General features: G+C 39.8%; 23 protein-coding genes. 11 read left to right on the forward strand and 12 right to left on the reverse strand.

Going from position 1 to position 22,616, the window contains the following annotated elements; all coding sequences use genetic code 11:
- Positions 1-50 precede the first annotated feature (50 nt).
- A complete protein-coding gene (locus tag PaeCFBP13512_RS15780; protein ID WP_137224410.1) occupies positions 51-2,372 on the reverse strand; it encodes an ATP-binding protein in 2,322 nt (773 codons plus the stop codon).
- Positions 2,373-2,631: 259 nt separating this feature from the next.
- Between PaeCFBP13512_RS15780 and PaeCFBP13512_RS15785 the strand changes: the two genes are divergently transcribed.
- The gene (locus PaeCFBP13512_RS15785) at positions 2,632-4,092 is read left to right on the forward strand and encodes an MDR family MFS transporter (RefSeq protein WP_275094492.1); all 1,461 of its coding nucleotides are present in this window, start codon (positions 2,632-2,634) and stop codon (positions 4,090-4,092) included.
- Positions 4,093-4,149: 57 nt separating this feature from the next.
- Positions 4,150-4,299: a hypothetical protein gene (locus PaeCFBP13512_RS23395; RefSeq protein ID WP_193555960.1), complete on the forward strand. Its 150-nt coding sequence runs from the start codon at positions 4,150-4,152 to the stop codon at positions 4,297-4,299.
- 89 nt (positions 4,300-4,388) lie between these two features.
- On the opposite strand, the gene nfsA is transcribed toward PaeCFBP13512_RS23395, so the two are convergent.
- The 5 genes from nfsA to PaeCFBP13512_RS15810 form a co-directional block, all read right to left on the reverse strand.
- Positions 4,389-5,132 (reverse strand): oxygen-insensitive NADPH nitroreductase, encoded by a 744-nt coding sequence (gene nfsA, locus PaeCFBP13512_RS15790; protein ID WP_069329597.1) that lies wholly within the window; start codon positions 5,130-5,132, stop codon positions 4,389-4,391.
- A gap of 86 nt (positions 5,133-5,218) precedes the next feature.
- A complete protein-coding gene (locus PaeCFBP13512_RS15795) occupies positions 5,219-7,654 on the reverse strand; it encodes a heavy metal translocating P-type ATPase (protein WP_137224414.1) in 2,436 nt (811 codons plus the stop codon).
- 153 nt (positions 7,655-7,807) lie between these two features.
- Positions 7,808-8,020 carry a copper ion binding protein gene (locus PaeCFBP13512_RS15800; RefSeq protein WP_069329599.1) on the reverse strand — a complete coding sequence of 71 codons (213 nt, stop codon included), beginning with the start codon at positions 8,018-8,020 and terminating at the stop codon, positions 7,808-7,810.
- Positions 8,021-8,053: 33 nt separating this feature from the next.
- Positions 8,054-8,410 carry a metal-sensitive transcriptional regulator gene (locus tag PaeCFBP13512_RS15805; RefSeq protein WP_083243668.1) on the reverse strand — a complete coding sequence of 119 codons (357 nt, stop codon included), beginning with the start codon at positions 8,408-8,410 and terminating at the stop codon, positions 8,054-8,056.
- 288 nt (positions 8,411-8,698) lie between these two features.
- A complete protein-coding gene (locus PaeCFBP13512_RS15810; protein WP_069329600.1) occupies positions 8,699-9,082 on the reverse strand; it encodes a response regulator in 384 nt (127 codons plus the stop codon).
- Positions 9,083-9,128: 46 nt separating this feature from the next.
- On the opposite strand from PaeCFBP13512_RS15810, the gene PaeCFBP13512_RS15815 reads away from it, so the two are divergent.
- Together PaeCFBP13512_RS15815 and PaeCFBP13512_RS15820 are read left to right on the forward strand one after the other, a co-directional pair.
- On the forward strand, positions 9,129-9,482 hold the full coding sequence (locus PaeCFBP13512_RS15815) for an Hpt domain-containing protein (protein ID WP_069329601.1): 354 nt from the start codon (positions 9,129-9,131) through the stop codon (positions 9,480-9,482).
- 138 nt (positions 9,483-9,620) lie between these two features.
- Complete coding sequence (locus PaeCFBP13512_RS15820; protein WP_069329602.1) at positions 9,621-10,193, forward strand: thymidine kinase; 573 nt, start codon at positions 9,621-9,623, stop codon at positions 10,191-10,193.
- A 100-nt stretch (positions 10,194-10,293) separates the two neighbouring features.
- Here the strand turns inward: PaeCFBP13512_RS15820 and PaeCFBP13512_RS15825 are convergent, their stop codons facing one another.
- Together PaeCFBP13512_RS15825 and PaeCFBP13512_RS15830 are read right to left on the reverse strand one after the other, a co-directional pair.
- On the reverse strand, positions 10,294-10,803 hold the full coding sequence (locus tag PaeCFBP13512_RS15825; RefSeq protein ID WP_137224417.1) for a GrpB family protein: 510 nt from the start codon (positions 10,801-10,803) through the stop codon (positions 10,294-10,296).
- Positions 10,804-10,864: 61 nt separating this feature from the next.
- Positions 10,865-12,136 (reverse strand): hypothetical protein, encoded by a 1,272-nt coding sequence (locus PaeCFBP13512_RS15830; RefSeq protein WP_137224420.1) that lies wholly within the window; start codon positions 12,134-12,136, stop codon positions 10,865-10,867.
- Positions 12,137-12,434: 298 nt separating this feature from the next.
- Here PaeCFBP13512_RS15830 and PaeCFBP13512_RS15835 point away from each other — a divergent pair, with 298 nt between their 5' ends.
- From PaeCFBP13512_RS15835 to PaeCFBP13512_RS15850, 4 genes are read left to right on the forward strand one after another with little or no spacing between them, the layout of a single operon-like run.
- Positions 12,435-12,920 carry a hypothetical protein gene (locus PaeCFBP13512_RS15835; RefSeq protein WP_137224422.1) on the forward strand — a complete coding sequence of 162 codons (486 nt, stop codon included), beginning with the start codon at positions 12,435-12,437 and terminating at the stop codon, positions 12,918-12,920.
- A complete protein-coding gene (locus PaeCFBP13512_RS15840) occupies positions 12,917-13,147 on the forward strand; it encodes a hypothetical protein (protein WP_069329604.1) in 231 nt (76 codons plus the stop codon). The genes PaeCFBP13512_RS15835 and PaeCFBP13512_RS15840 overlap by 4 nt, the downstream gene beginning before the upstream one ends.
- A gap of 4 nt (positions 13,148-13,151) precedes the next feature.
- Positions 13,152-14,504 carry a glutathionylspermidine synthase family protein gene (locus PaeCFBP13512_RS15845; RefSeq protein ID WP_137224425.1) on the forward strand — a complete coding sequence of 451 codons (1,353 nt, stop codon included), beginning with the start codon at positions 13,152-13,154 and terminating at the stop codon, positions 14,502-14,504.
- 32 nt (positions 14,505-14,536) lie between these two features.
- Positions 14,537-14,941, forward strand: coding sequence for a DUF350 domain-containing protein (locus tag PaeCFBP13512_RS15850; RefSeq protein WP_069329606.1), 405 nt, complete (start codon positions 14,537-14,539; stop codon positions 14,939-14,941).
- Positions 14,942-15,035: 94 nt separating this feature from the next.
- On the opposite strand, the gene PaeCFBP13512_RS15855 is transcribed toward PaeCFBP13512_RS15850, so the two are convergent.
- The 3 genes from PaeCFBP13512_RS15855 to PaeCFBP13512_RS15865 form a co-directional block, all read right to left on the reverse strand.
- Complete coding sequence (locus tag PaeCFBP13512_RS15855; protein WP_371748235.1) at positions 15,036-16,544, reverse strand: DUF6359 domain-containing protein; 1,509 nt, start codon at positions 16,542-16,544, stop codon at positions 15,036-15,038.
- 271 nt (positions 16,545-16,815) lie between these two features.
- Entirely contained in the window at positions 16,816-17,874 is a 1,059-nt protein-coding gene (locus tag PaeCFBP13512_RS15860; RefSeq protein WP_161594285.1) for a GGDEF domain-containing protein, read from the reverse strand.
- A 112-nt stretch (positions 17,875-17,986) separates the two neighbouring features.
- Positions 17,987-19,057, reverse strand: a complete 1,071-nt coding sequence (locus tag PaeCFBP13512_RS15865) for a GGDEF domain-containing protein (protein WP_137224434.1) — start codon at positions 19,055-19,057, stop codon at positions 17,987-17,989.
- A gap of 211 nt (positions 19,058-19,268) precedes the next feature.
- Between PaeCFBP13512_RS15865 and PaeCFBP13512_RS15870 the strand changes: the two genes are divergently transcribed.
- From PaeCFBP13512_RS15870 to PaeCFBP13512_RS15880, 3 genes are all read left to right on the forward strand, one after another.
- A complete protein-coding gene (locus PaeCFBP13512_RS15870) occupies positions 19,269-19,970 on the forward strand; it encodes a FadR/GntR family transcriptional regulator (protein ID WP_137224644.1) in 702 nt (233 codons plus the stop codon).
- Positions 19,971-20,038: 68 nt separating this feature from the next.
- Positions 20,039-21,274: a CynX/NimT family MFS transporter gene (locus PaeCFBP13512_RS15875; protein WP_137224435.1), complete on the forward strand. Its 1,236-nt coding sequence runs from the start codon at positions 20,039-20,041 to the stop codon at positions 21,272-21,274.
- A 77-nt stretch (positions 21,275-21,351) separates the two neighbouring features.
- A complete protein-coding gene (locus PaeCFBP13512_RS15880) occupies positions 21,352-22,182 on the forward strand; it encodes an aldo/keto reductase (RefSeq protein ID WP_069329612.1) in 831 nt (276 codons plus the stop codon).
- Positions 22,183-22,325: 143 nt separating this feature from the next.
- Here the strand turns inward: PaeCFBP13512_RS15880 and PaeCFBP13512_RS15885 are convergent, their stop codons facing one another.
- Positions 22,326-22,514, reverse strand: coding sequence for an aspartyl-phosphate phosphatase Spo0E family protein (locus PaeCFBP13512_RS15885; RefSeq protein WP_069329613.1), 189 nt, complete (start codon positions 22,512-22,514; stop codon positions 22,326-22,328).
- Positions 22,515-22,616: the final 102 nt, after the last annotated feature.

Consider the following 22,616-nt stretch of genomic DNA (forward strand, 5'->3'; position numbering starts at 1 on the left):
AGGCACACTGTCCATTATGCGGACGATGTGCCTTATTATTTTAATGTAAATTATTTATTTTGTTCTTGAGTCTGCTCTTGTTCAGGTGAGCTGACTTGATCAGGCTGCTCCCAATCGGAAAGCCATACCAAAATAACAGATAACAACTGTTCTACATTCATCGGTTTGCTGATGTAATCAGATGCTCCTGCTTCAATACATAATTCACGATCATCTTTCATCGCTTTTGCAGTTAACGCAATAATAGGCAAGTCTTTCCACTTTTCCTCTAAGCGAATCCAGCGCATCGCTTCATATCCATCCATAATCGGCATCATCATATCCATCAATACAATATCTGTAGATTCGGCATGTAGAAGTGCAATCGCTTCTTCCCCATTTTGTGCACTACGAACATGCATCCCTTTGAGCTTGAGCACGCCTTCTAGTGCAAAAATATTACGCAAATCATCATCAACCACAAGCACAGATTTGCCTTGTAATCGAGCCAACGAATCTTCTTGTTCTTCTTTGTCCATCCATGTTGGAGATACAGGCTTGGTCACAGGCTGTCCTTCTTCATTGATAGCAAGTGAAGGAAGGTATAAGGTAAATGTACTGCCTTTACCCAATTCACTTTGAACCGTTACATAGCCCCCTAGCAATTTGGAGAACTCACGACAAATAGATAATCCTAACCCTGTGCCTCCATACTGACGCTCTGTAGTACCATCTTCTTGCTGAAAAGCTTCAAAGATTAAACTTTGCTTATCTTCTTTGATTCCTATTCCAGTATCCGTTACCGAGATCGCTAACATATAATCCATCTGCTCAGGAATACTATATCCTTTAGCCACAATCGACTCATCTGCCAATGAAATACTAATTGTTACAGAACCTTTACTTGTAAATTTGAATGCATTAGAAAGTAGATTTTTCATGATTTGTTGTAATCTTTTCTCATCGGTATAGAAGACATCTGGCACATTTTCATCAATATGAGAATGGAATTCAATACCTTTTTGCTCTGCAATTTTGTCAAAGCTATATCCCATGACTTCAGGTAGATCATAGACCGCTACCGAATCACGTTGTACTTCAACCATCCCTGCTTCTACTTTAGACAAATCCAAAATATCGTCGATTAGGGTTAACAAATCTTGCCCGGATCGATTGATCACTTCTCCAAAATGTGGAACATCATCTTCTTCATGCTGTTTTTCTTTTTCACTAATCAATTGAGACAGAATTAAAATACTATTGAGTGGTGTACGTAATTCATGGGACATATTCGCTAAAAACTCCGATTTGTACCGAGAACTACGGCTCAATTCTTCTGAATACAATTGAAGTTCTTTTTGCGTGATCTGCAATTCTTCCGTTTTGATCTCAGCATAGTGATTACGTTCACGAAGCTGTTCATTGGTAGCTTGCAGTTCTTCTTGTTGGACTTGTAGTTCTTCTTGTTGTGATTGCAGTTCTTCTGTTAGTGTCTGAGACTCACGTAATAACCGATCCACTTGCATCCGATTATCAATATTGTTCACAACCACGCCAAAAGTATTAGCGATACGTTCAACCAGTTGTTGCTGTCTTTGTGAAAATCCGTGAATTGTTCCTAACTCAATGACAACGACTGTACGATTTTCAAATAAGATGGGTACAATCATAATTTCTTGAATAGGAATAACGGTTGCACCTGTCTGAATACGTATCGGGTGATCCGATGGAGCTTTCATGATATGAGTCTGTTTTTCGAGGGCCGTTTGTCCAATAATACCTTCACCAAATTTAAATGCATGAACTAGATCAGGCACATCACTGTAGGTAGCATAAGACGCTTTTCTTTTTAATAATTCAATTCCATTTTCTTCTTCGCAAAAATAAAAAATACCATATGCTGATTCTACAGCAGGTGTTAATTCATGAATTAATCGATCTGCTAGATCATCGATTGCATTTACATTGCGATAGACATTTCCAATATGAGCCAATTGAGTCTGGATCCAATTGCTTTCTTCGATATGCTTATTAAATTCACTTGCTTGATGAGTATGCACTTCTAACGCTTCAGACATTTTATTAAAAGCTGTAGCAATATTACCAATTTCACCGCTAGTTGTAACATGTAGACGTGGCAAAGGTTCAGACGTATCAAAATCGATCTGTTCCATCACTGTCGTGACTTGTTTTAACTGACGGGTCGTTCTTCTGATCGTCCAAAATGCGATTCCCACTCCAGCTACAATAAGAAGAATAGATAGTAGAGCAACGACCATTCCTGTGCCTGTAAATGAGCCACTCTGAAATATAATAAATTCAATAACCATGAATATAATAGCTATTGTTAAAACAATACTAAATCCAAAGATTTGTTGGTTTTTGTAATTCATTCGCTAGACAATCTTCCTCTCTGTTATGCCATCTTAATGTTTGTATAGAAAGATATTCATACTCTATCAAGAATACGCTAAATTCCAGCAATTGTCTCGATTTAATACAATCTTTTTTGTAAAAATTGGTTGACTCACTACAAGTGTTCGTATGCTTCAAATGTCTTGACGTTCCTTTTATTCTGATATACGATGTGCAGTGCTTCAAATAACTCTCTTTTCGTTAATAATAAACATCTTGATTCAGGAAGAAGGAACAATGTACATGTCCAAAGCAACCAATCGGTCTATGGTTACTATAGGTCTGCTTGCAGCCCTGTTTATTGGTGCCCTAGATTCTACAGTAGTCAGTACAGCATCACCGCGCATTATTTCTTCACTCGGTGGACTGAACCTTATTAGTTGGATCTTCTCTATTTATACATTAACCACATGTATCGCCACGCCTATCTTTGGTAAGCTGGGTGATTTATTTGGTCGGAAATCTATTTTTGCGATAGGACTTGGAGTATTCGTGCTGGGTTCGATCATGTGTGGATTTGCTAACTCGATGACTGAATTGATCTGGTATCGTGCGATTCAAGGGATTGGCGCAGGAGCACTTACTCCGGTAACCTTTACCATCGTAGGCGATCTGTACCCGGGTAAAGAACGTGCCAAAGTACAGGGATTATTCTCATCGGTATGGTCTGTAGCTGGGCTGTTTGGTCCATTAGTTGGTGGTTATTTCGTCGATTATATCTCCTGGCGCTGGATTTTCTTTATCAATTTACCTGTAGGTATTATCGCTATTTTGTTTATCTTTATTTATTTCCACGAATCTTTTGAGAAAAAGCAGAAGTCGATCGATTATGCAGGAGCCATTACGTTTACGATCGGAATGACCGCTTTGTTGTTAGCCCTTTTAACAGGTGGAGAAGAATATGCTTGGAGTTCACCGATGATTATAGGTTTATTTGCGGTGACTGTTATTTTTATGGCTTTGTTCCTACGGATTGAACAGCGTGCAGCTGAACCGATGTTACCATTATCGCTGTTTCACTCACGTATTTTATCTATTCCTTATGTGCTTGGTTTCTCTACACGATGGATGGTCATGGGTGTAACGGTGTATTGTGCACTCTGGATACAAGATGTATTCGGCTATAGTGCTACAAGTGCCGGACTGGCTCTAATGCCGATGTCGATTGCCTGGCCTGTCGCTTCTACGTTAGCCGGACGCTGGATGTACAAAGTAGGCGCCAAATTACTGATTGTACTTGGATCAGCATTGGTAGTAGGCGGTAGTCTATGGTTAGCTGTTATGCATGCTCAATCTTCTTACGGTGTGATCGTAGGTTCATTGATTCTGATTGGACTGGGTATGGGCTTTATTGTGACCCCATCACTGGTTATTATTCAGGGCGCTGTCGGCTTCCAAATGCGTAGTGTGGCGACGTCTACCAATACGTTAATGAACTCGCTTGGACAGACGATTAGTGTAGCTGTATTCGGTATGGTATTTAATGCAATTGTGACGACAGGTACACCCTCTCAATTAGCATCTGGAATTCATTATGTATTTATATTGATGTTTGCTGTATCGATATTGAATCTGATTGTCGCTCTGTTCTTACCTTCTAGTAAACAATTATTTCAGGCGATTCGAGAGCATGAAGCACCTACTGTTCATCCGACTCCCAATCAGTCCAATGCTAAGCCAGCACTGGAACGTTCTTAATAAACTCGATACAATTGAACAAGTTCTACACGACTTTAATAGAGGAGTGTCTGCTCCATGATCATTGATTGGGAAAAATGGAAAGAACTACAGTGGAAATTGCTAAAGTATTGGCTGGCTATACCTCGCATTGTACGGTTATCTGCTCTTCTTTTCACGACGCTTATCATTTCTATATTAGGTTGGATCAAAATATTAGCTGAATAAAACATAAAAAACCGTTATCGTGGACTCTTCGTGAGAACAATCGATAACGGTTTTTCACTATATTATGATGTAAAATCACGATATTACAATTAACGTTTATTGAATCCTTTGCGTTCTAAAAATGATTTTAATTGCATCCGTGAAGGAGCCGTCATTTTCTCAGCCATCAAAGCTGACCATGGGGCACTTTTGGCTCCACCTGTACGTTCAGACAAATAACGAACCATTGTATCATCGTACTCTTTCATTGCTTCTAAAGTTGTATCTGCTTGATAGGATTCACGATGCAAGATTGCTTTCTGTGGTAAGCGTGGACGAATACCCGGCTCTTGATTCGGATAGCCTAGACACATGCCATAGATAGGGTACACATGATCCGGTAAGTCTAAGAAATCAGACACTTCTTCGATATGGTTACGAATCCCACCAATATAGACTACACCAAGTCCTAAAGACTCTGCGGCTATTGCGGCATTCTGTGCAGCTAAAGTAACATCTACGGTAGCCACGATAAAGTTTTCTGCGGCATCACCATAAGATTCAGCTTCAGGCATATGCTGTTGAACCGCATTTTCCAAGCGATACATATCTGCACACCATACTAGAAATACAGGGCATTGCTCAATATACGGTTGGTTCCCTGCAAGCACAGATAGCTTGGACTTACGCTCTGGATCTGTAATAGCAATCACACTATAAGCTTGCACATTACTAGAACTAGATGCCATTTGCCCAGCAGCAACAATCGCTTCTAATTGTTCTTCGGTAACGGGATCAGATTTATAGCTACGAATCGAACGATGCTTCATTAATAAAGAAATGGTATCATTCATAAATAGGAACACTCCTGTCTACTAATCATTTATAACTAACTAATTATATATAACTATTATCATATTAATTAGTACTAAATGCAAGTTTATAATAATTTGATTCGTTGTAAACGTAACGCATTTAATACCACCGATACGGAACTAAAAGCCATTGCTGCGCCGGCTAACCATGGAGCTAACAAACCTAGGGCAGCAATAGGAATCCCAATAACATTATAAGCAAGCGCCCAGAATAGATTTTGGCGAATATTACGAATCGTCCGGCGACTGAGCATAATCGCATCGGCAATCCCGTTCAGATCTCCACGCATTAAGGTAATATCTGCCGCTTCCATCGCTACATCGGCTCCTGTACCAATCGCAATCCCTGTATTGGCTGTTGCCAAAGCAGGAGCATCATTGATCCCATCTCCTACCATCGCTACAATACGACCTTCTTGTTGCAAACGGCTAATCTCGGCAGCTTTACCTTCAGGCAGTACACCTGCCAATACGTGATCGACGCCTGTTTGGCTAGCAATCGCTTGAGCGGTACGTTCATTGTCGCCTGTAATCATAATCACACGTAAGCCCATTTGTTTGAGACGAGCTATTGCTGCTTGTGATGTTTCTTTAACCGTATCCGCTACAGCAATCCAGCCTGCGTACTGACCGTTAATAGCAGTTAACATCACTGTTTTACCCTGCTGTTCAACTTCTTGAATCTCTGCTTCAAGATAATCTACATCAATCTGCTGAGATTGCAACAATTGACGAGTTCCGATCCATAGCGATTGTTGCCCTGTCGTTGCATGTATACCCTTGCCTGGTATCGCTTCAAAGGTATCTACATGAACAGGTGTTAATCCACGATCTTTGATCCCTTGTACAATGGCTCTAGCTAATGGATGTTCAGAAGCTGATTCCGCTCCCGCTACCCATGTTAACCATTGATCTTCTGAAATCTGTTCGTGATGATTAGCAAATCGAAGGTCTGTTAAAATAGGCTCGCCACGTGTAATCGTTCCTGTTTTGTCTAATACAACTGTATCTACTTTGTGCGCCGCTTCTAAATGCTCTCCACCTTTGAACAAAATACCGTATTCAGCAGCTCTACCTGAACCTGCCATAATCGAAGTCGGTGTGGCTAGCCCTAGTGCACATGGACAAGCGATAACCAATACCGCAATTGCTTTTTCAAGTGCTCCGCTAAAATCACCGGGCGTTACACCCCAGAACCAGATTGCAAAGGTTAATAACGCAATACCGACTACAATCGGTACAAAAATACCTGAAATCACATCAGCTAGACGCTGAATCGGTGCTTTGGAGACTTGAGCTTCTTCTACAACACGAATAATCTGAGACAGCGCAGTTTCTTTGCCAATATGAACAGCCCGGAACTTAAGTCGTCCATTCTGATTAATAGTGGCTCCGATCACCTGATCACCGACCATTTTTTCAACAGGTAGACTTTCTCCGGTTAACATCGATTCATCAATAGAAGAATGCCCTTCGACCACTTCACCATCGACCGGAATTTTTTCACCCGGTTTGACAATAATAATATGGCCAACTTGCACATCATCGACTGGAATCTCTACTTCTTCTCCATCGCGATCAATACGAGCAGTTACAGCTCGTAAGCCCATCAAGCTACGTATCGCATCCGAAGAACGTCCTTTGGCACGATGTTCAAACCATTTGCCTAGTAAAATCAATGTAATCAAGATTGAACTCACTTCAAAATACAATTCTACCGTCGTTCCCGGTACCACCAACGAACGGATAATGAGAAATAAACTATAAAAGTAAGCAGCCGATGTTCCCAGTGCTACCAGTACATCCATATTGGCGCTTCCGCTACGCAATGCTTTGTAAGCACCCACATAGAAGGCTCCTCCAATAATAAATTGAACCGGTGTAGCAAGTATTAATTGTACCCATGGATTCATTAAAAACATCGGTACACCAATCCATGATGTCACGCTAAAATGACCGAACATCGCCCACAGTAAAGGCAGTGATAAGATCGCCGAAGCGATTAATTTCCACTTTCGCACAGTGGCTTCATGTGCTCGTCGTTGTTGAAGACCTTCTTCTTTTTTGGGAGATGCGGTATAGCCTAGCTTTTCCACTTTGCGTATAATATCGGTTGTTTCTAGACTACCCGGCGTATATTGAACTCTAGCGGTTTCCAGCGCCAGATTTACATTGACTGATGAGACGCCTTCCATCCGCTTGATTCCTTTTTCAATTCTTGTAGCACACGCTGCACAGGTCATACCTGCAATATCTAGATCGACAGTTTCTTTCAGTGATTGATAACCCAATTGTTCGATTTTCTGTTCCACTTGTTCTTTATTTACTGTAGATGGGGTATAAGTGACAGAAGCTCGTTCAAGAGCTAGATTCACATTCACTTCTTCTACCCCGTCAAGACGACCCAATCCTTTTTCGATTCGTGTTGCACAAGCAGCGCAAGTCATGCCACCAATTTGTAATGTTAATTGCTTGGTCTGATCTTCTGATGATGCGTTCATGCTAATAACCTCCTTTTTCGATATGATTCTTTATTTTCATATACCCCTATAGGGTATTTATATTTCCAAAAAAAGTTGCCCGAAGGATCACTAAGGGCAACACATTCACTTCATTTCAACATACATAAATCAGTATACAGCTCTATCGTTCTATTAACCGCCTGTGGAGATAACGTCATATCCTTGTTCTTCAATCGCATCGGTCAATTTCATAATATCCACTTGATCTGCATCGTATTCAATATCTACAGACTTCGCTTCCAAATTCACTTTGCCTTTAGCACCAATTTCTTGCAGTGCTCCTTCTACCGCTTGAACACAGTGATTACAAGACATACCTTCTACTTCTAATTTGATCGTTGCCATGATTATTTCCTCCTTCAGAAAGTTATGATTATATTATTTCAATAATTTATTAATCGTTATCAATAGCTCGTCAATCACTTCATTCTCGCCGGCTTCGATTCGCTCTACTACACAGCTCTTCATATGCCCTTCTAACAACAATCTACCCACCGAATTCAATGCGGATTGGGCAGCTGCAATCTGATTCAGTACATCATCACAATACGTATCTTTCTCGATCATGCCTTTGATCCCGCGAATCTGTCCTTCCACACGATTAAGACGGCGAATCATATTACTTTTCATCTCATCTGAATGGTGACTGTGCCGAACCTCTCCCGGGCTATGGTCGCAAGATTCACGATGTTCCTGAGGTGAACCTTCGATATTCAGATGATCCATCTTCTCCATAAAGTAGCCCCCTGTAATCATTTATAATTCTATCCTAGCATACCCCCATAGGGTATTCAAGTATTAATTGATATTTTATTTTTTTAGGTATATATATTTATTTTATTGGACAAACAAAACAGCCTACTAAAAATAAATAGGCTGCTGCTTCTCCATCTTTTTTTACTATAGTCTTCATTTTAAAATGGTTCAGACAGTTCTTTTATAAAGTATCCTGATCCAAACGATACAAAACATCCTGTCTATTTCCTTTAAATTTATGCTAAAATGTACCCTGTAAAAGCGTTTTTATGATTGATCTATTCCTCTGTCTAAATGATCCAATACTCGCTCGATCAATTGTGCAGGATCGATTGGTTTTGTCATGAAATCAATTGCCCCCATACGCATACCACGAATGACCATTTCAGAACGAGAATCACCTGACAACAGTAACACAGGGATATCTTTGGTAGCTGGTTTGTTTTTAAGATTTTCTAGTACATGCAGTCCGTCTACATCCGGTAGATGAATATCTAAAATAATCAAATCATACCCTGTAATACGCGAAGGGATTTTCAAAAAGTCACCAGCATCCTCATATGATTCTACGATTACATCTTCTGTTTCCAACAATTGCTTAATCAACAATGTAAATGGAGCGCTATCATCAATAATAACTATTTTTTTCATGAAACGGTTACACGTCCTTTGCAGAAAAATAGGGAGGGAAAGATTCATGTCAAAAGCAGATCGGTATCAACAGATCATTCAGCAAACTAGAATTCGATTTTTGGCGGATGCTTCTCTCAAAATGCAAGATTTACAACATCGCTTCGAAGATTATGATCACGGGCGATTGTCAGCAGATCATCGTACACTACCTGATGCGATTCATCGTCATGCCCATGCTATCAAAGGATTGGCACTTACGCTCTCGTACGAAGGTATCGATCATATCTGTGAAGAAATCCTTAACTTCATTCTATACCAACCAGATCATGTATGGACAGCAGAAGATATCCAGTATTTACGCCAAATGGTAACTACGCTCGATGGATTATTAACAGAAGCTTCTTCTACGCAAGCATAAGAATAGTCTAGTGGCTCATACTCGTTCTTGGATTTGTTGTTTTTTCGTTGGATTTTAAATTGGTCTCTCCCTCTAATTCCTGCTACAATAGATCACGCTGACAGAAAGAACGATCTACAGAAAGGGGTATTATGACCATTGGCACAGTTATTTTTTAAGCATGGTGCAATGAACAGTGGGAAGTCTATTGAGATTCTTAAAGTGGCCCACAATTATGAGGAACAGGATAAACATGTTCTGATTTTTACATCTGCGCTAGATAATCGCGATGAGACCGGTTATGTCTCTTCTCGCATTGGTGTACGTCGTCAAGCGATTGCTATTCACGATGATACGGATATCTACAGTATTGTCAAAAATTATTCCCCTAAGCCTTCATGTGTATTAATTGATGAATGCCAATTTATGAAAAAAGAAGCGATTTTGCAACTGGTACGCATCGTGGATGAATTAAGTATTCCTGTGATGGGTTTCGGTCTCAAAAACGATTTTCAAAATAATCTGTTTGAAGGTAGCCAGTATATGCTACTGTATGCGGATAAAATCGAAGAAATGAAAACGATCTGCTGGTTCTGTGAACGTAAAGCCATTATGAATCTGCGGGTCAAAGATGGTAAACCTGTGTATACAGGCGAGCAAATTCAAATTGGTGGTAACGAAAGTTATTATCCGGTGTGTCGCAAATGCTACAATAATCCTCCGATTGAATAGATCGCTACGGATTGGTTATTAGAGAATCTGAATTTAGTATGTAAGCTTCCAGCAAGTTGATAAACGCCCACAGACATGATGTTTGTAGGCGTTTTTTGATTTATTGAGAAGCAAACCACTGTAAAGCACGCTTTTCTAATTGAGTAACAAATTCTTTTTTAGCTGGACTGTATTTGTTAGTCGTTGTAAATTTCTGTGCAAGCTCCTCTTTAAATTGACTATACTGACTAACTTCTTGAGAGTGGGCACGTAAATAATCGCGCACAACAAGATGTCGATGAATATGAGGATTATTTTTTTGATAAAAATGGATATGATGCGTGCGCTGATCTCCACCTTTGCGGAACAATCGTCTGCCTTCAATTCCCCATTCGCCAGCTACATCGTATCCCAAATTACGCATATCGCTATTCCGATCGTCTATCTTTTCGATATCTTTTACAATCACTAACATATCAATAACAGGTTTTGCTTTTAAAAAAGGAACCGATGTACTTCCAAAGTGTTGAATATCTATGATTTGTTCTGTAAATATATGTGTAAGAAACTCGGCTTCTTCTGCAAACTGTATAGCCCATTTTTCATCAAATTCAGTTAATCTCACATCCATTATATAACCTCCTCTACATGGATTAGATTTCTTATCAATAAGTAGAAGAATTATTTAAGCATCAGTTATTTGTATCTACCCACACTATCCCTCTACTCGTACTTCGCATATCCCGATACATTAACCATCCGATCCATAGCAAAATAAAAATATGAATCCACACAACCACTATGCCAGAAAGTTGCGGAAGGTTGCTTGTGAGTACACCCCACAGATTATACGTAATGGTTACACTCAATACACATGCGATCGCAATCCATTTACGATCCAGCATTGTCACCAGCAAGATCAAGATTAACGCAGGAATACTGTAGCGTTCGTGAATTTCCGTAGGTAGCATAAAAAAGGCAAAGGATATCCATGCACCGGCTTTGAGTAAAATAGCTGTTGTAATCGTACGGCATTTCCAGAGGTAGATACCTGTATAGATCACAGCTAATAGCAACAATATAAATCCTAGATTACGTAATGAAATGATGTTCCAGAGCTTTGCTGTATCGCTTGTTGTTGGAACCGTACCTACGACATAAAACCAGATATTGAGTGCATTCAATGTCACTTGAGTGTACAAGCCTACTGCACTCATATACGCGCTTTTGAACATCGCTTGTAATCCGCCATAAGAAGCAAAATAAATAGCGACCCCTATTACAGGAATGACGGCACCTATCGTCATATGGATCAAAGGCTTAATATTACGTTGCCACAGACATTTCAATAGATAACATCCAAACACAGGTGCAATCACAATCGCCTGCAATTTGGTTAATAATGCTAAAGCAAAGAGTATTCCTGCTAAAATAGGCGACGCTAGAAAGGTTAATAAGGCTCCAGCCATCAACATCCCATTCAAAATATCCACTTGTCCCCAGATCGAGCTATTCACAATCAGTGCTGGATTCAGGACAAACAGACACAGTAGCCCCCAACGAACAATCGCCTTTTCTTTCCCTAGCGACCAGCCAAATACAGCTATTCCTGCAACCAGATCCAGTACAATTAATAATGATTTGAAAGACAATTGACCCGCTTGGATCGTGATTCCAAATCCATGCAAAAAAGCAGCATAACCCTGCATAAATAACAAAAATAGTGGTGGGTAGTTAATATTGGGATCATGTATATAGACTGTACCCAGCCCATATTGTCGTAAGGCATTCATCCATTGTACAAATAAATTCTGATCACTCATAAATCCAGCATAATGGCTTCCTAGCCATAACCTTAACCCTAGTCCTACTGACAGTAATAGCAAAAATAACAGCCATTCTATACATAGAGACATGGACAGACGTTGTTGCTTACGAGTGTGTCTATAGAGTCGATCTGTCATCAGTCATACCTCCTTGTATCGTTACAAAAGTGGCAGACGTTGTTCCAAAAAAATAAGGTCATATGGATCGTCTCTACCTTATTCACAAACGTTGTTAGGCTCATTATACAAGCAAGCCTTTGCGGTTTGCGAATTTGTTATTCATATTCTTGACTTTGCTTGATACAGAGCCGATTACACGAAATATTTGTTCCTATTTGCAAAGAAATCGGTATACTGGAAAATGTGCATCTTTTTACAAATTACGACGTAAAAAGGAATAGTCTAGTGATACATTATTCAAAAGGGAGTGAACGCTATGTATTATCCTCTGCGATATATCGAATGGTCAGAGGCCAAACAAGCTGAAATCGGCGAAGTGCATCACATCCATTCGTTGTCACAAGAAGAATTATTCGTACATAAATTAGTAGATGCCATAAAGTTAAATGATCGCATATGGGTTCATGTTTCTCATGAGTCTGTCGATCACGAGAAGCATACGATCTATCTACGTCCATTTGCAGAAGAATTACCGTCTACGTATCAGCGCAGTCTGGCGACCACGATCAGTGGGCAAAAAGATTATCCAAGCGGTCTGTCACCTGAATACTGGCTTTGGGATGGCAAAGCCTTTCAACGTCGTCATGCGATAGATTCCTATGTCGCTCCGCTTGATCTTGCTCTTCGCTTATTGGATCACTATTTGGTACAGCAAGATATCACTTACGATATTTTGTACACCGTACTGGATGCAGATCGGCAGAAAGTGATGATTTTTTTAAGTGAGGTGAACGAATCATGAATAATCGTACCAAAATGATCGCTTTCTCGTTAATGCTAGCTGTTCCTGCAACCCTTTCTGGTTGTGGCAATGATTACGACGACGATTGTCAGTATGATCAGAACGGCAATGCGTATAACTGTAATACCCACAGTAGCTATTACGGTGGCTCGTCCTATTCGAAAAAAAGTAGCTCCCATAGTGGCTTCGGCAGTGGTGGAGTTAGTGGTTTCTTTTCTGGAGGTTAAGTAGATGCGACAGACACGCGCTCTTCCCTATACACGAGCACAATTATTTACCACTCGGATTGAACAACAGGTGCCGTATCATATGATGTATGAGAAGCCTTACTGCTTAACAGCGCTCACTCTGTATAAAGATTATGAATTAGAACAATTACGAGTCGGTTCTGAAAATGTAGATCATCTGTATCGCAAAACATTACAGTTTGTACAAGCACATTTGCCAGATGAATATCTATTGCAACAATTAGGCATTCATCCTGCATTGATCGAAAGCGCAAGACAAGCTATTCCTATCAATGGATTTACTCGCTTAGATTGGATTATTAGCCCTCAAGGTAAGCTGAAATGTATCGAAAATAATACAGATACCCCAAGCGGTATACCTGAAGTCGCTTTTTTAGAACAGGAATTGTTGCGTTATGCACCTGATCTACAACCTGCTTCAAGGCAGATGAATGATTGTATTCGTCAAATGTTCAAGCAAGCGGTTGATTATTATGAACAGCAGGGCTTGGGGAGAATCATCCATTTCACCAGTTACGACTGGCATGATGAAGATCGTGCAAATACGTTATATATGATGGAGCAGTGTCTAGCGCTAGGTATTGAAGCGAAGTATATCCCTTTGGAACAATTGAAGATTGTCCCTGGTGAAGGGCTGTATCATGATGTAGAACGTATTTCTATTCTATATCGCTTGTATCCATTAGAGTATCTCGTCGAAGATCGGGAAGCTGATTCAGGTCGGCTGGTGGGTGAAGATTTATTGCAATTGGTGAACACCGGGAAGCTAGGTCTACTCAATCCAACGCAACATATTTTAACGCAAAGTAAAGGATTTATGGCTACGATCTGGTCGTTATATGAACGGAATGCACAGATGGCAGAATATACGGGATTCACTTTATTTACAGCCCAAGAATGTAAATGGATTGAGCATTATTTATTACCGACGTATTTTACAGATCAAGTCTTTGTAGAACAACAGATTCCCTATGTGGTCAAAGGTTTTTTTGGACGTGAAGGGTTAGGTACACATCTGATCGAACAACCCGAACAACATTCGGTAGCTGTATCTGAATCCCCTATTATTGATTCTAATGCTATACCTACAGAAGCCGAAGAGATTGCCGCTTATTATGAAGATCAACCCAAAATCTATCAACAATTGCACCCTATGGAACCTGTATCTGTCACAACGACTGAGGGAACATTTGATGGTTATTTGTTAACAGGTGCTTTTGTTATCGGTGGTCAGTTTGCAGGATTACTTCCTCGTATTGGAGGCAAAGTCACCGATAATCTGGCTTGCTACTGTGCAGCGGCTGTTGATCCATCTATATCAGATCGATCACACTAAATTCTACATTTAACTTTGAAGGAGGAAGTACAGTGAAAAACTTTGGAACCGATTTATTGCATATCGGAATAGGATTAGTGATTTTATTTGCGATTCTGTTTGTCGGGTATTATATCTTCAGCTTATTGACACGCTACAATGATAACCAGCAAATCGCTGAAGGCAACCAAGCGGCAGGCATGTATATGGGGAGTAAGCTGTTAGGATTATGTATTATTGTAGGGTTAGTCTCGATTAACTCTGACGCATGGCTCGATGTATTAATCTGGTCAGGGATCGGTATTGTGATTCTTTGTCTGGTGTATCTGGTGTTCGATTGGGTTACACCACGCACTAAAGTCTGTGAACAGATCGAAAAAGGAAATATGGCTATTGCTCAACTGTTACGTTCATTAATTATCGGAATTTCTTTTGTAATTGGAACGTTTGTTATGTAGATCCATTCATTATAAAAAAACAGCTTTCGCATCTGAAGAATATCCTCAGACCGAAAGCTGTTTTTTTTCATTACTTATACGTTTATTACTTAAATTAAGAAGCTGCTCCATAGGAACCGCTTTTGAATGTCGTAGGATCATACCATTTGTATCCTGCCGCTGGTGTTGCCCATGGTTCTGCTTGTGGTTCTGTAGAAGTAGAAGGTGTCTCGATCGGCAACAATGATGTTGGGCTATCTAAAGTTAGACCCGATACTTGGCTTAAGCTCGTATAGCTTTCTTTCACAGCCAACCATCTTACAGTCTGTACCAACAACTTCGCATCATTCACTTCTTTGTATCCATCATAGGTTGTTTTTTTAGCGCCTGTTTCTTCACGTAGATATTTTGGAGAAGCATCTTCGACTGGTGAAGAATCACCGATAAATGCTGCTTTACCTGCTCCTACTTTAGAGATTGCTGCGTAAGGACCTTCTGCACGTCCACCGCCATTGTATACCCCTTGATCGACTGCATTGTTCCATTTAGATACAGAAGACGGTAAATATACAATTCCTTTAGCTTTGGTTGGATCTAAAATAGCTAGTGTAGAACCCGCATGCATCGCTACTGAACTCACGCCTGATGTGATTCCGAATGCTTGGGAAGAAGCTACGATATCATTGGCATTCACATCACCTAGCGCATTGTAACGGAAACGAATACCAAAGTTCGACCCTAACCAGTCCGAACCGCTTACACCTTGCATTGCTGGAGAAGCCGCTTCTTCGGCTGTCATGCCTTTAGTTGGGTTACTGTAAGCACCACGACGGTAGCCATTGATCGCTTCAGATCCATCCCAACGGTTTTTGTTACGGTCTGCATTATAATGATCGGCAATAAAGAAAATACTACCGCCACCTTTTACATATTGAAGCATTGCTGCTTGTTCTGTTGCTTTGAAAGGAACGTTAGGCTCAGCGATAACGAATACATCGTATCCTTTGATCTTATCATAAGTGATCGCTTGCTCTCCAAATGTATAGGGTACTGGACGAGTAAGTGCATCTACTGTAAATCCGTCTGCTTTGAGTCCATTTGCAAAGTCAGAGAATCCACCATCGATTACCCAATCTGCTGCACCCGCTGTTTGAGCATGCGTGTTATCAAACAATACTTTTTTACCTGTACCATTAGGAAGAGGTGTATCTGTCCCTGGTTCTGTAGGAGGTGTAGTTGTACCGCCATCTAAAGTAACAGATGATGGGCTTTTCACACCTGCAAAATTATTATATGCACCGGCTGTACCTGTAACGACAATCGTTTTGCCAATTAGACTTGGATTGCTCTGTAAACCGAACTGTGAACGAAAAGCAGTACTCAATTGTACATCTAACAGCTTGCTTGTTGTACGTTCGCTGCTACTGTCTGCGATTAATACATTGAAATCATTTGCAAATGGGCTTGTAAAATCGCCTGTAGAAGCTCCTGAAGCATGTCCAACAACAATCCCTTTAACTGTAATTGTAGACCCGCCACTTTGAGCCTGAATCGCTTGAGCAACAGTTAATGTTGTTGCTGCTTCTGCTACCGGACGATATCCACCCAATAAAGAAATGAACATCAATAATGCTGTCAAAAGCACTATTGTTAACTGCTTCGTTACCACCTTATGCATATAACAATTCCTCCTTTGATAGGTAGAGACAGAATGAGTCATTCTGATTCTCTTATTATCATAATTCTATTTTGTCTATCTAATTCCTCTTTTATGTAAATTTTTAATTAAAAGTAAATTTAAACATCCAGAACAGTGTAAACATACTAAAAATACGATCTCATCAACAATAAGAGATCGTATATCTATTTTGAATACTATAGGACTGGCTAGATTATTAAAGTGAAGACTGTGCCAGACAGGAACGATTGCGCCCTTGCTGTTTGGCTTGATACAACGCTTGATCGGTCTTTTCTAACAATTCATCCCACATCAGTGCAGGATACATCCCAATACCGATCGAGATGGTGATATGAATCATTTTGCCATCAGGTAATATAAATTTCTTCTTCTCCACATTGGTACGTAACGTCTCTGCAATCATTTTGGCTTCGGTTAATTGACAATATTCCAGCCAGACTGCAAATTCTTCTCCACCTTTGCGAGCACCATAATCGGTACTGCGAATACTTTGTTGAATTACATTAGCAAGCTGAAAAAGTACAGCATCCCCCGCAGGATGACCATACACATCATTCACTTTTTTAAAATGATCAATATCAATAAACAGTAGCGAATGTGCCATATCGGTTTCCTGATGTTGCAATTGCTCAAACTTCTTCTCAAAAGCTCTTGGATTATGCAATCCGGTCAAAAAGTCGAATTGAGCTTCTTTGCTGACTTTTTCAAACAATTCGTTATTTTTGCGCAGGGATCGAGTAAGCATAAAAATAAATAAAGTCGCCGCTGATTCCACGACAATAAAAACCAATACTTTATCAATTTCATTTCTTCCTAATACGATACATAAAGAAGCCGTAGCAATAATCGTCAGTGCAATGCCTGAATATAACCATTTTTTATAAAAAGTGATACTTCGCGAAAAAATCCATGAAGCGACAATACACAGCGTCGCCGCATTGATTAATCCTAATATTGCACTTAACCCTATCGTCGGACTCAATATAATACGGGTGATCATAATCATAATTGTGGTGATAATCCCAGCTACACTGCCACCCATACTGATCGAAAGTACAATCGATATCTGGCGTAAATCCAGCAAAACATTATCTCCAACTGGAAAGGTGAATTGCATCAATGTCGCTCCCAAGCAACCGAAAAAAAGTCCGATCCATTGACGCTTTATATAGGTACTTGTTTTGAAATGGGCATTCAAATAATTCAATAACATACTTCCAAAAAAAGAAAATGTTGCTAGAATACAAAAATTCATAAATAAGTCTTTGAACAACATTTGTTCACGTCCCTTTGACTGCGAAAATAATAAGTATATCTATATACATCGTCAGTCTAACGATTTTATTCAATAGTCCTTATTTATTATTTTAGAGGGCGATACAAAACTGGTTTCTACCTGCTTTTTTCGCTTGATACAATGCATCATCTGTTTTATCTAATAATTCGTCACACGGGTGCAATGGATAAAACCCAATACCAATAGATACGGTAAGCGACACTTGTCGTCCATCAGGAATCACAAAGGTATGTTTCTCTATATTTTTGCGAATGTTCTCTGCCCATTCTATCGCCTCCGCTTGCTGTTCTACATGTTCTAAGATCAGAGAGAACTCTTCTCCTCCTTTACGAGAACAATGATCACAGACACGCACACTACGACGTAACACCTCTGCAAATTGAACTAGCACAGCATCTCCAGCAGAATGACCGTACTGATCATTAATCATTTTAAAATGATCAATATCTAACAGAAACAATGCAAACGGGATATGCTTTTCCTGACTTAACTGATTGTACTTCATTTCAAATCCACGATAGTTGTATAGCCCTGTGAGAAAATCCAACTGTACTTCTTGACTCATAGCATCATACAGTTGGTTATACCGTCTTAACCGCTCAATTAATAAATATGTAAAAATAAATGATGAAAATAAAATAAGGATAAACAGAATCAGCGTCGTTTCCTTGGTAAACCCTGACCAGATTAGGAAAAAGAATAATGAGTTCAATGTCGAAATCAATGAAGTTATTATCCATTTACGACTAAACGATTGCCGGGTTCGAAAAACAAGATAGGTGATTAGAAGTGTCATGCAGGCATTGGCTATCCCTAAAAAAGAAACGATACTGATCGGAGCAGACAGCCATAAGCGTGCAATTGAGATAATAAGGGTGGTAATCGTTCCTGAGATGCCTCCACCGAGCACTGTTGCTACAATAATAGGAATTTGGCGCAGATCCAGTAATGTTCCGTTATCTAATTTGAATGTAAAGTGCATCTGAATAATACCAAATAAACCCAAAAAAGCCCCTGTTAAACAGCTTAAAACAAATGGACTAATGCGCGGGTTGCTACGCCAATTACGAAAAACGATATTCCCAAAAAATAAAAAAGTAGAGATGATACAAAAATTAATAAACATATCTTTTATGATCATAAATAAAGTACCCCTTTTACTCTAAATCGCTTTCTATCTATACCTTATCTATTGTTCAGAGCAAAAGGTCTGATAGCAATATAGATTCGTCTAAGCATAATGTAATCTAACATGGAAATCACTTCAAAATTGTCTTTTTCACTTTACAATTTGGGTACAGTTCGATAAAATGTCCAATAGACCAATCATCCTACCTTTAGGAGTGAATATTATTTTTCATAAACTAGAAAAACAATCGTTGGTAGATCAAGTCTATTCACAGATTGAACAACGAATCAAAAATAACAGCTGGGCAATTGGTATGCGTATTCCCAAAGAAGCTGAATTAATGGAACAGTTCGGTGTCAGTCGTAATACATTACGTGAAGCTGTCCGTGCGCTTGTTCATGTCGGTCTGTTATCGACCAGACAAGGGGACGGAACATTCGTGATCGCTAACAGTGAACTGCATTCTGTTTTGCAAAAGCGGGTACAAAATTCCACCGTTGTTGAAGTTCTTGAAGTGCGGCATGCACTCGATCGCGAAGCCGTTGCACTCGCTTGCCTTAGACGCACCGATGAGGATCTACAACAGATGGATCATTATGCTGATTTGTGCCAGCAACATATCGATGCAGGGCAGATCGCTGAATTTGTAGAAGCTGACTTTAAGCTACATCAAGCCATTACAGCCGCTTCTTACAATCAATTACTGATTGATCTCTATGCTCACCTGTTTGAACAGATTCAGATGTCGATTACCAGTACAACTGAACTGAGTGATTCGTATTGCACAGGACATCGTAATTTGATTCAAGCGATTCGTGAACAACAAAGTGAACAAGCGATGTTGATTGTAGATGACTATATTACTTATTTTACGGATCGACTTCAGTCCTTGGATCACTCTCCATCGCCTGAAGCCCAAGGATGATCTATCCATGTGTTACTTATTAGGGTATCAACGCTTGAACGATCAAGCGTTATAGAAAGGACTAAGAAATGAACCGTACTTCTTTGAACGATGCGGAATCAGGATTATCCCTGAGGAATCCGCTTTTTGTATTGATTTGTATTTTGTTTACCGCTATTAATATGCGTAGCCCTATTACGGCGATCAGTCCGTTACTGGATTTGATCCGTCACGATTTCCCAGTTTCTAATACGATGGCTGGATTTTTGACCACTATTCCTTTGGTTGCTTTTGCGATTCTTTCTCCTTTTGTCGCTAAGCTAGCTGGAAAGTACGGCATGGAACGTATTATTATTATCTCGCTGATGGTCTTAACCATCGGTGGTTGGTTACGTCCTTTTGGCGGACTGCCTATGCTGTTAATCGGTACATTTTTAACAGGTCTGGCGATTGCAATCGTCAATGTAATTTTGCCGGGTATGATCAAGCGCGAATTTCCTTTTCGTGTTGGGATTATGACCAGTATTTATTCGATCTGTATGAATGTATTCGCCGCTACCGCTTCAGCAGTAAGTCTACCTTTAGCTAATACGGGACTCGGTTGGAAAGGTTCGATTTTGATCTGGACGGTGCTTGCGATGGTCGCACTGATCTTATGGATTCCTCAACAACGTTACAATCAACCTGCCAAGTTAATGAAACACAGTGTCAAAGCCACTCGCAGTGTATGGCGTTCTCCTTTGGCTTGGAAAATTACAATTTTTATGGGTATGCAATCTATGATTTTCTATGTATCGATCGCATGGTTGCCTGATATTTTGCAAGAACAAGGACTGACTAATATTCAATCCGGTTACATGTTATCTTTAATGCAATTTTCGATGTTGCCATTTAACTTTATTATTCCTATTCTAGCAGCGAAGCTCAAAACACAGCGTCCACTAGTATTATTCACCGTAATGTTGTACCTGATTTCACTGCTGGGCATTATCTTTGTAGATGGCTACTTATGGTGGACAGCCACTTGTCTGATTTTATTAGGGATTGCAGGCGCTTCTTCATTCAGTCTTTCCATGATGTTTTTCAGTCTGCGTACACATACTGCTAATCAAGCGGCTGATCTATCTGGAATGTCGCAATCCATTGGTTACTTGCTTGCTGCATGTGGTCCTACCCTTTTCGGGATACTGCATGATGTCACAGGCAACTGGAAATTACCGCTCAGTATACTGGTAATCGCTACTTTCGTGATTCTTTATACTGGAATGATGGCAGGTGGTAAAGGCTTTATTCATCCTGAAGAAAAAACAGCTTCTGCTAGCTAATTCAATCAAGTATGTGTGAATACCCTTAAAATCGGGTATGTTTTATAAGAGATCAGATTTAAAGGAGGAGCTAAATAATGACTACTGATTTAATTTCAGTTAAGAAGTTGAACAATGGTGTAAATATGCCCTGGTTTGGTCTGGGTGTATGGCAAGTTGAAGATGGTAACGAAGCGATTGATTCGGTAAAAGCTGCACTTAAAAGCGGTTATCGTGCAATAGATACAGCTGCTGCTTATGGTAATGAAGAAAGTGTCGGCAAAGCAATCAAAGAATCAGGGATTGCTCGTGACGAACTATTCATTACATCAAAAGTATGGAATAAAGATCAAGGGTATGAATCGACTCTTGCTGCTTTTGAAGAAACGATGAAGAAATTAGATCTAGACGTATTGGATCTCTATCTGATTCACTGGCCTGTTGCTGGTAAATATAAAGACACATGGCGTGCTATGGAAAAACTATACAAAGACGGACGTATTCGTGCGATCGGCGTAAGTAATTTCCAAACACATCATTTAGATGATTTGTTAGCTGATGCTGAAGTGGTTCCTGCGGTCAACCAAGTGGAATTCCATCCGCTATTAACGCAAACCGAATTGCTTGCGTACAGTGAAGAAAAAGGAATTCAATTGGAAGCATGGTCTCCATTAGCTCGTGGTAAATTATTCGACAACGAAGTGATCAAAGAGATCGCTGATAAATATGGTAAAGAGCCTGCTCAAGTGATCTTACGCTGGGTACTCGATAAAGGTGTCGTTGTGATCACGCGTTCGGTTAAAGAAAAACGTATCGCTTCTAACGCTGAAATCTTTGATTTCAAATTAACGGTTGAAGAAATTGATCGTATCAGTGCACTCAACAAAAATGAGCGTACCGGTCCAGATCCAGACAACTTCGATTTCTAAATCCAAAATAAAAGCTTGAATGTACTGCTATAACAGAGTGCATTCAAGCTTTTTTTGATACAAAAAAGCTCCCGACATCTGCCGGAAGCATAATAATAACTCAAGCGCTATTCGCTATTTGAATTATTTTTCGTTATAAGCGATCAACCTACAATTGAACTACGATTGCCTAGTAAAGCTTGTTTGAGATGGTTGTATTGATTAAGTATGGAATCTACTCTTCTAGACTGGTCCAATACGCGGCGATCGTGAAGGTCATAAAACTGCACCATTTCATTAAGTTCCCGGCGCTCTAGTTCTATCGATTCCTCAATCTCTTTTAGATGTTCCAAGAAACTCACCTCCTACCGCAGTATCTTATCAAGCATTATCATGAAAACTATTCTTTTCTATACAATCTTCTACAAGCCTAGTCTTCATCAAACAGTACAACA

Origin of the sequence: Paenibacillus sp. CFBP13512 (genome assembly GCF_005233705.1) — a bacterium.
GTDB classification, from domain to species: domain Bacteria; phylum Bacillota; class Bacilli; order Paenibacillales; family Paenibacillaceae; genus Saccharibacillus; species Saccharibacillus nuruki.

Bases quoted from the DNA above. Each gene is read 5' to 3' on its own strand.
- nfsA (WP_069329597.1), bottom strand. From the start codon at position 5,132: ATGAATGATACCATTTCTTTATTAATGAAGCATCGTTCGATTCGTAGC.
- PaeCFBP13512_RS15795 (WP_137224414.1), bottom strand. From the start codon at position 7,654: ATGAACGCATCATCAGAAGATCAGACCAAGCAATTAACATTACAAATT.
- PaeCFBP13512_RS15880 (WP_069329612.1), top strand. From the start codon at position 21,352: ATGACTACTGATTTAATTTCAGTTAAGAAGTTGAACAATGGTGTAAAT.
- PaeCFBP13512_RS15865 (WP_137224434.1), bottom strand. From the start codon at position 19,057: ATGATCATAAAAGATATGTTTATTAATTTTTGTATCATCTCTACTTTT.
- PaeCFBP13512_RS15800 (WP_069329599.1), bottom strand. From the start codon at position 8,020: ATGGCAACGATCAAATTAGAAGTAGAAGGTATGTCTTGTAATCACTGT.
- PaeCFBP13512_RS15840 (WP_069329604.1), top strand. From the start codon at position 12,917: ATGAATAATCGTACCAAAATGATCGCTTTCTCGTTAATGCTAGCTGTT.
- PaeCFBP13512_RS15835 (WP_137224422.1), top strand. From the start codon at position 12,435: ATGTATTATCCTCTGCGATATATCGAATGGTCAGAGGCCAAACAAGCT.
- PaeCFBP13512_RS15780 (WP_137224410.1), bottom strand. From the start codon at position 2,372: ATGAATTACAAAAACCAACAAATCTTTGGATTTAGTATTGTTTTAACA.
- PaeCFBP13512_RS23395 (WP_193555960.1), top strand. From the start codon at position 4,150: ATGATCATTGATTGGGAAAAATGGAAAGAACTACAGTGGAAATTGCTA.
- PaeCFBP13512_RS15845 (WP_137224425.1), top strand. From the start codon at position 13,152: ATGCGACAGACACGCGCTCTTCCCTATACACGAGCACAATTATTTACC.
- PaeCFBP13512_RS15855 (WP_371748235.1), bottom strand. From the start codon at position 16,544: ATGTTCATTTCTTTATTGGGTGGATATCGTCCGGTAGCAGAAGCAGCA.
- PaeCFBP13512_RS15830 (WP_137224420.1), bottom strand. From the start codon at position 12,136: ATGACAGATCGACTCTATAGACACACTCGTAAGCAACAACGTCTGTCC.
- PaeCFBP13512_RS15875 (WP_137224435.1), top strand. From the start codon at position 20,039: ATGAACCGTACTTCTTTGAACGATGCGGAATCAGGATTATCCCTGAGG.
- PaeCFBP13512_RS15860 (WP_161594285.1), bottom strand. From the start codon at position 17,874: ATGAATTTTTGTATTCTAGCAACATTTTCTTTTTTTGGAAGTATGTTA.
- PaeCFBP13512_RS15815 (WP_069329601.1), top strand. From the start codon at position 9,129: ATGTCAAAAGCAGATCGGTATCAACAGATCATTCAGCAAACTAGAATT.
- PaeCFBP13512_RS15810 (WP_069329600.1), bottom strand. From the start codon at position 9,082: ATGAAAAAAATAGTTATTATTGATGATAGCGCTCCATTTACATTGTTG.
- PaeCFBP13512_RS15805 (WP_083243668.1), bottom strand. From the start codon at position 8,410: ATGGAGAAGATGGATCATCTGAATATCGAAGGTTCACCTCAGGAACAT.
- PaeCFBP13512_RS15825 (WP_137224417.1), bottom strand. From the start codon at position 10,803: ATGGATGTGAGATTAACTGAATTTGATGAAAAATGGGCTATACAGTTT.
- PaeCFBP13512_RS15785 (WP_275094492.1), top strand. From the start codon at position 2,632: ATGTACATGTCCAAAGCAACCAATCGGTCTATGGTTACTATAGGTCTG.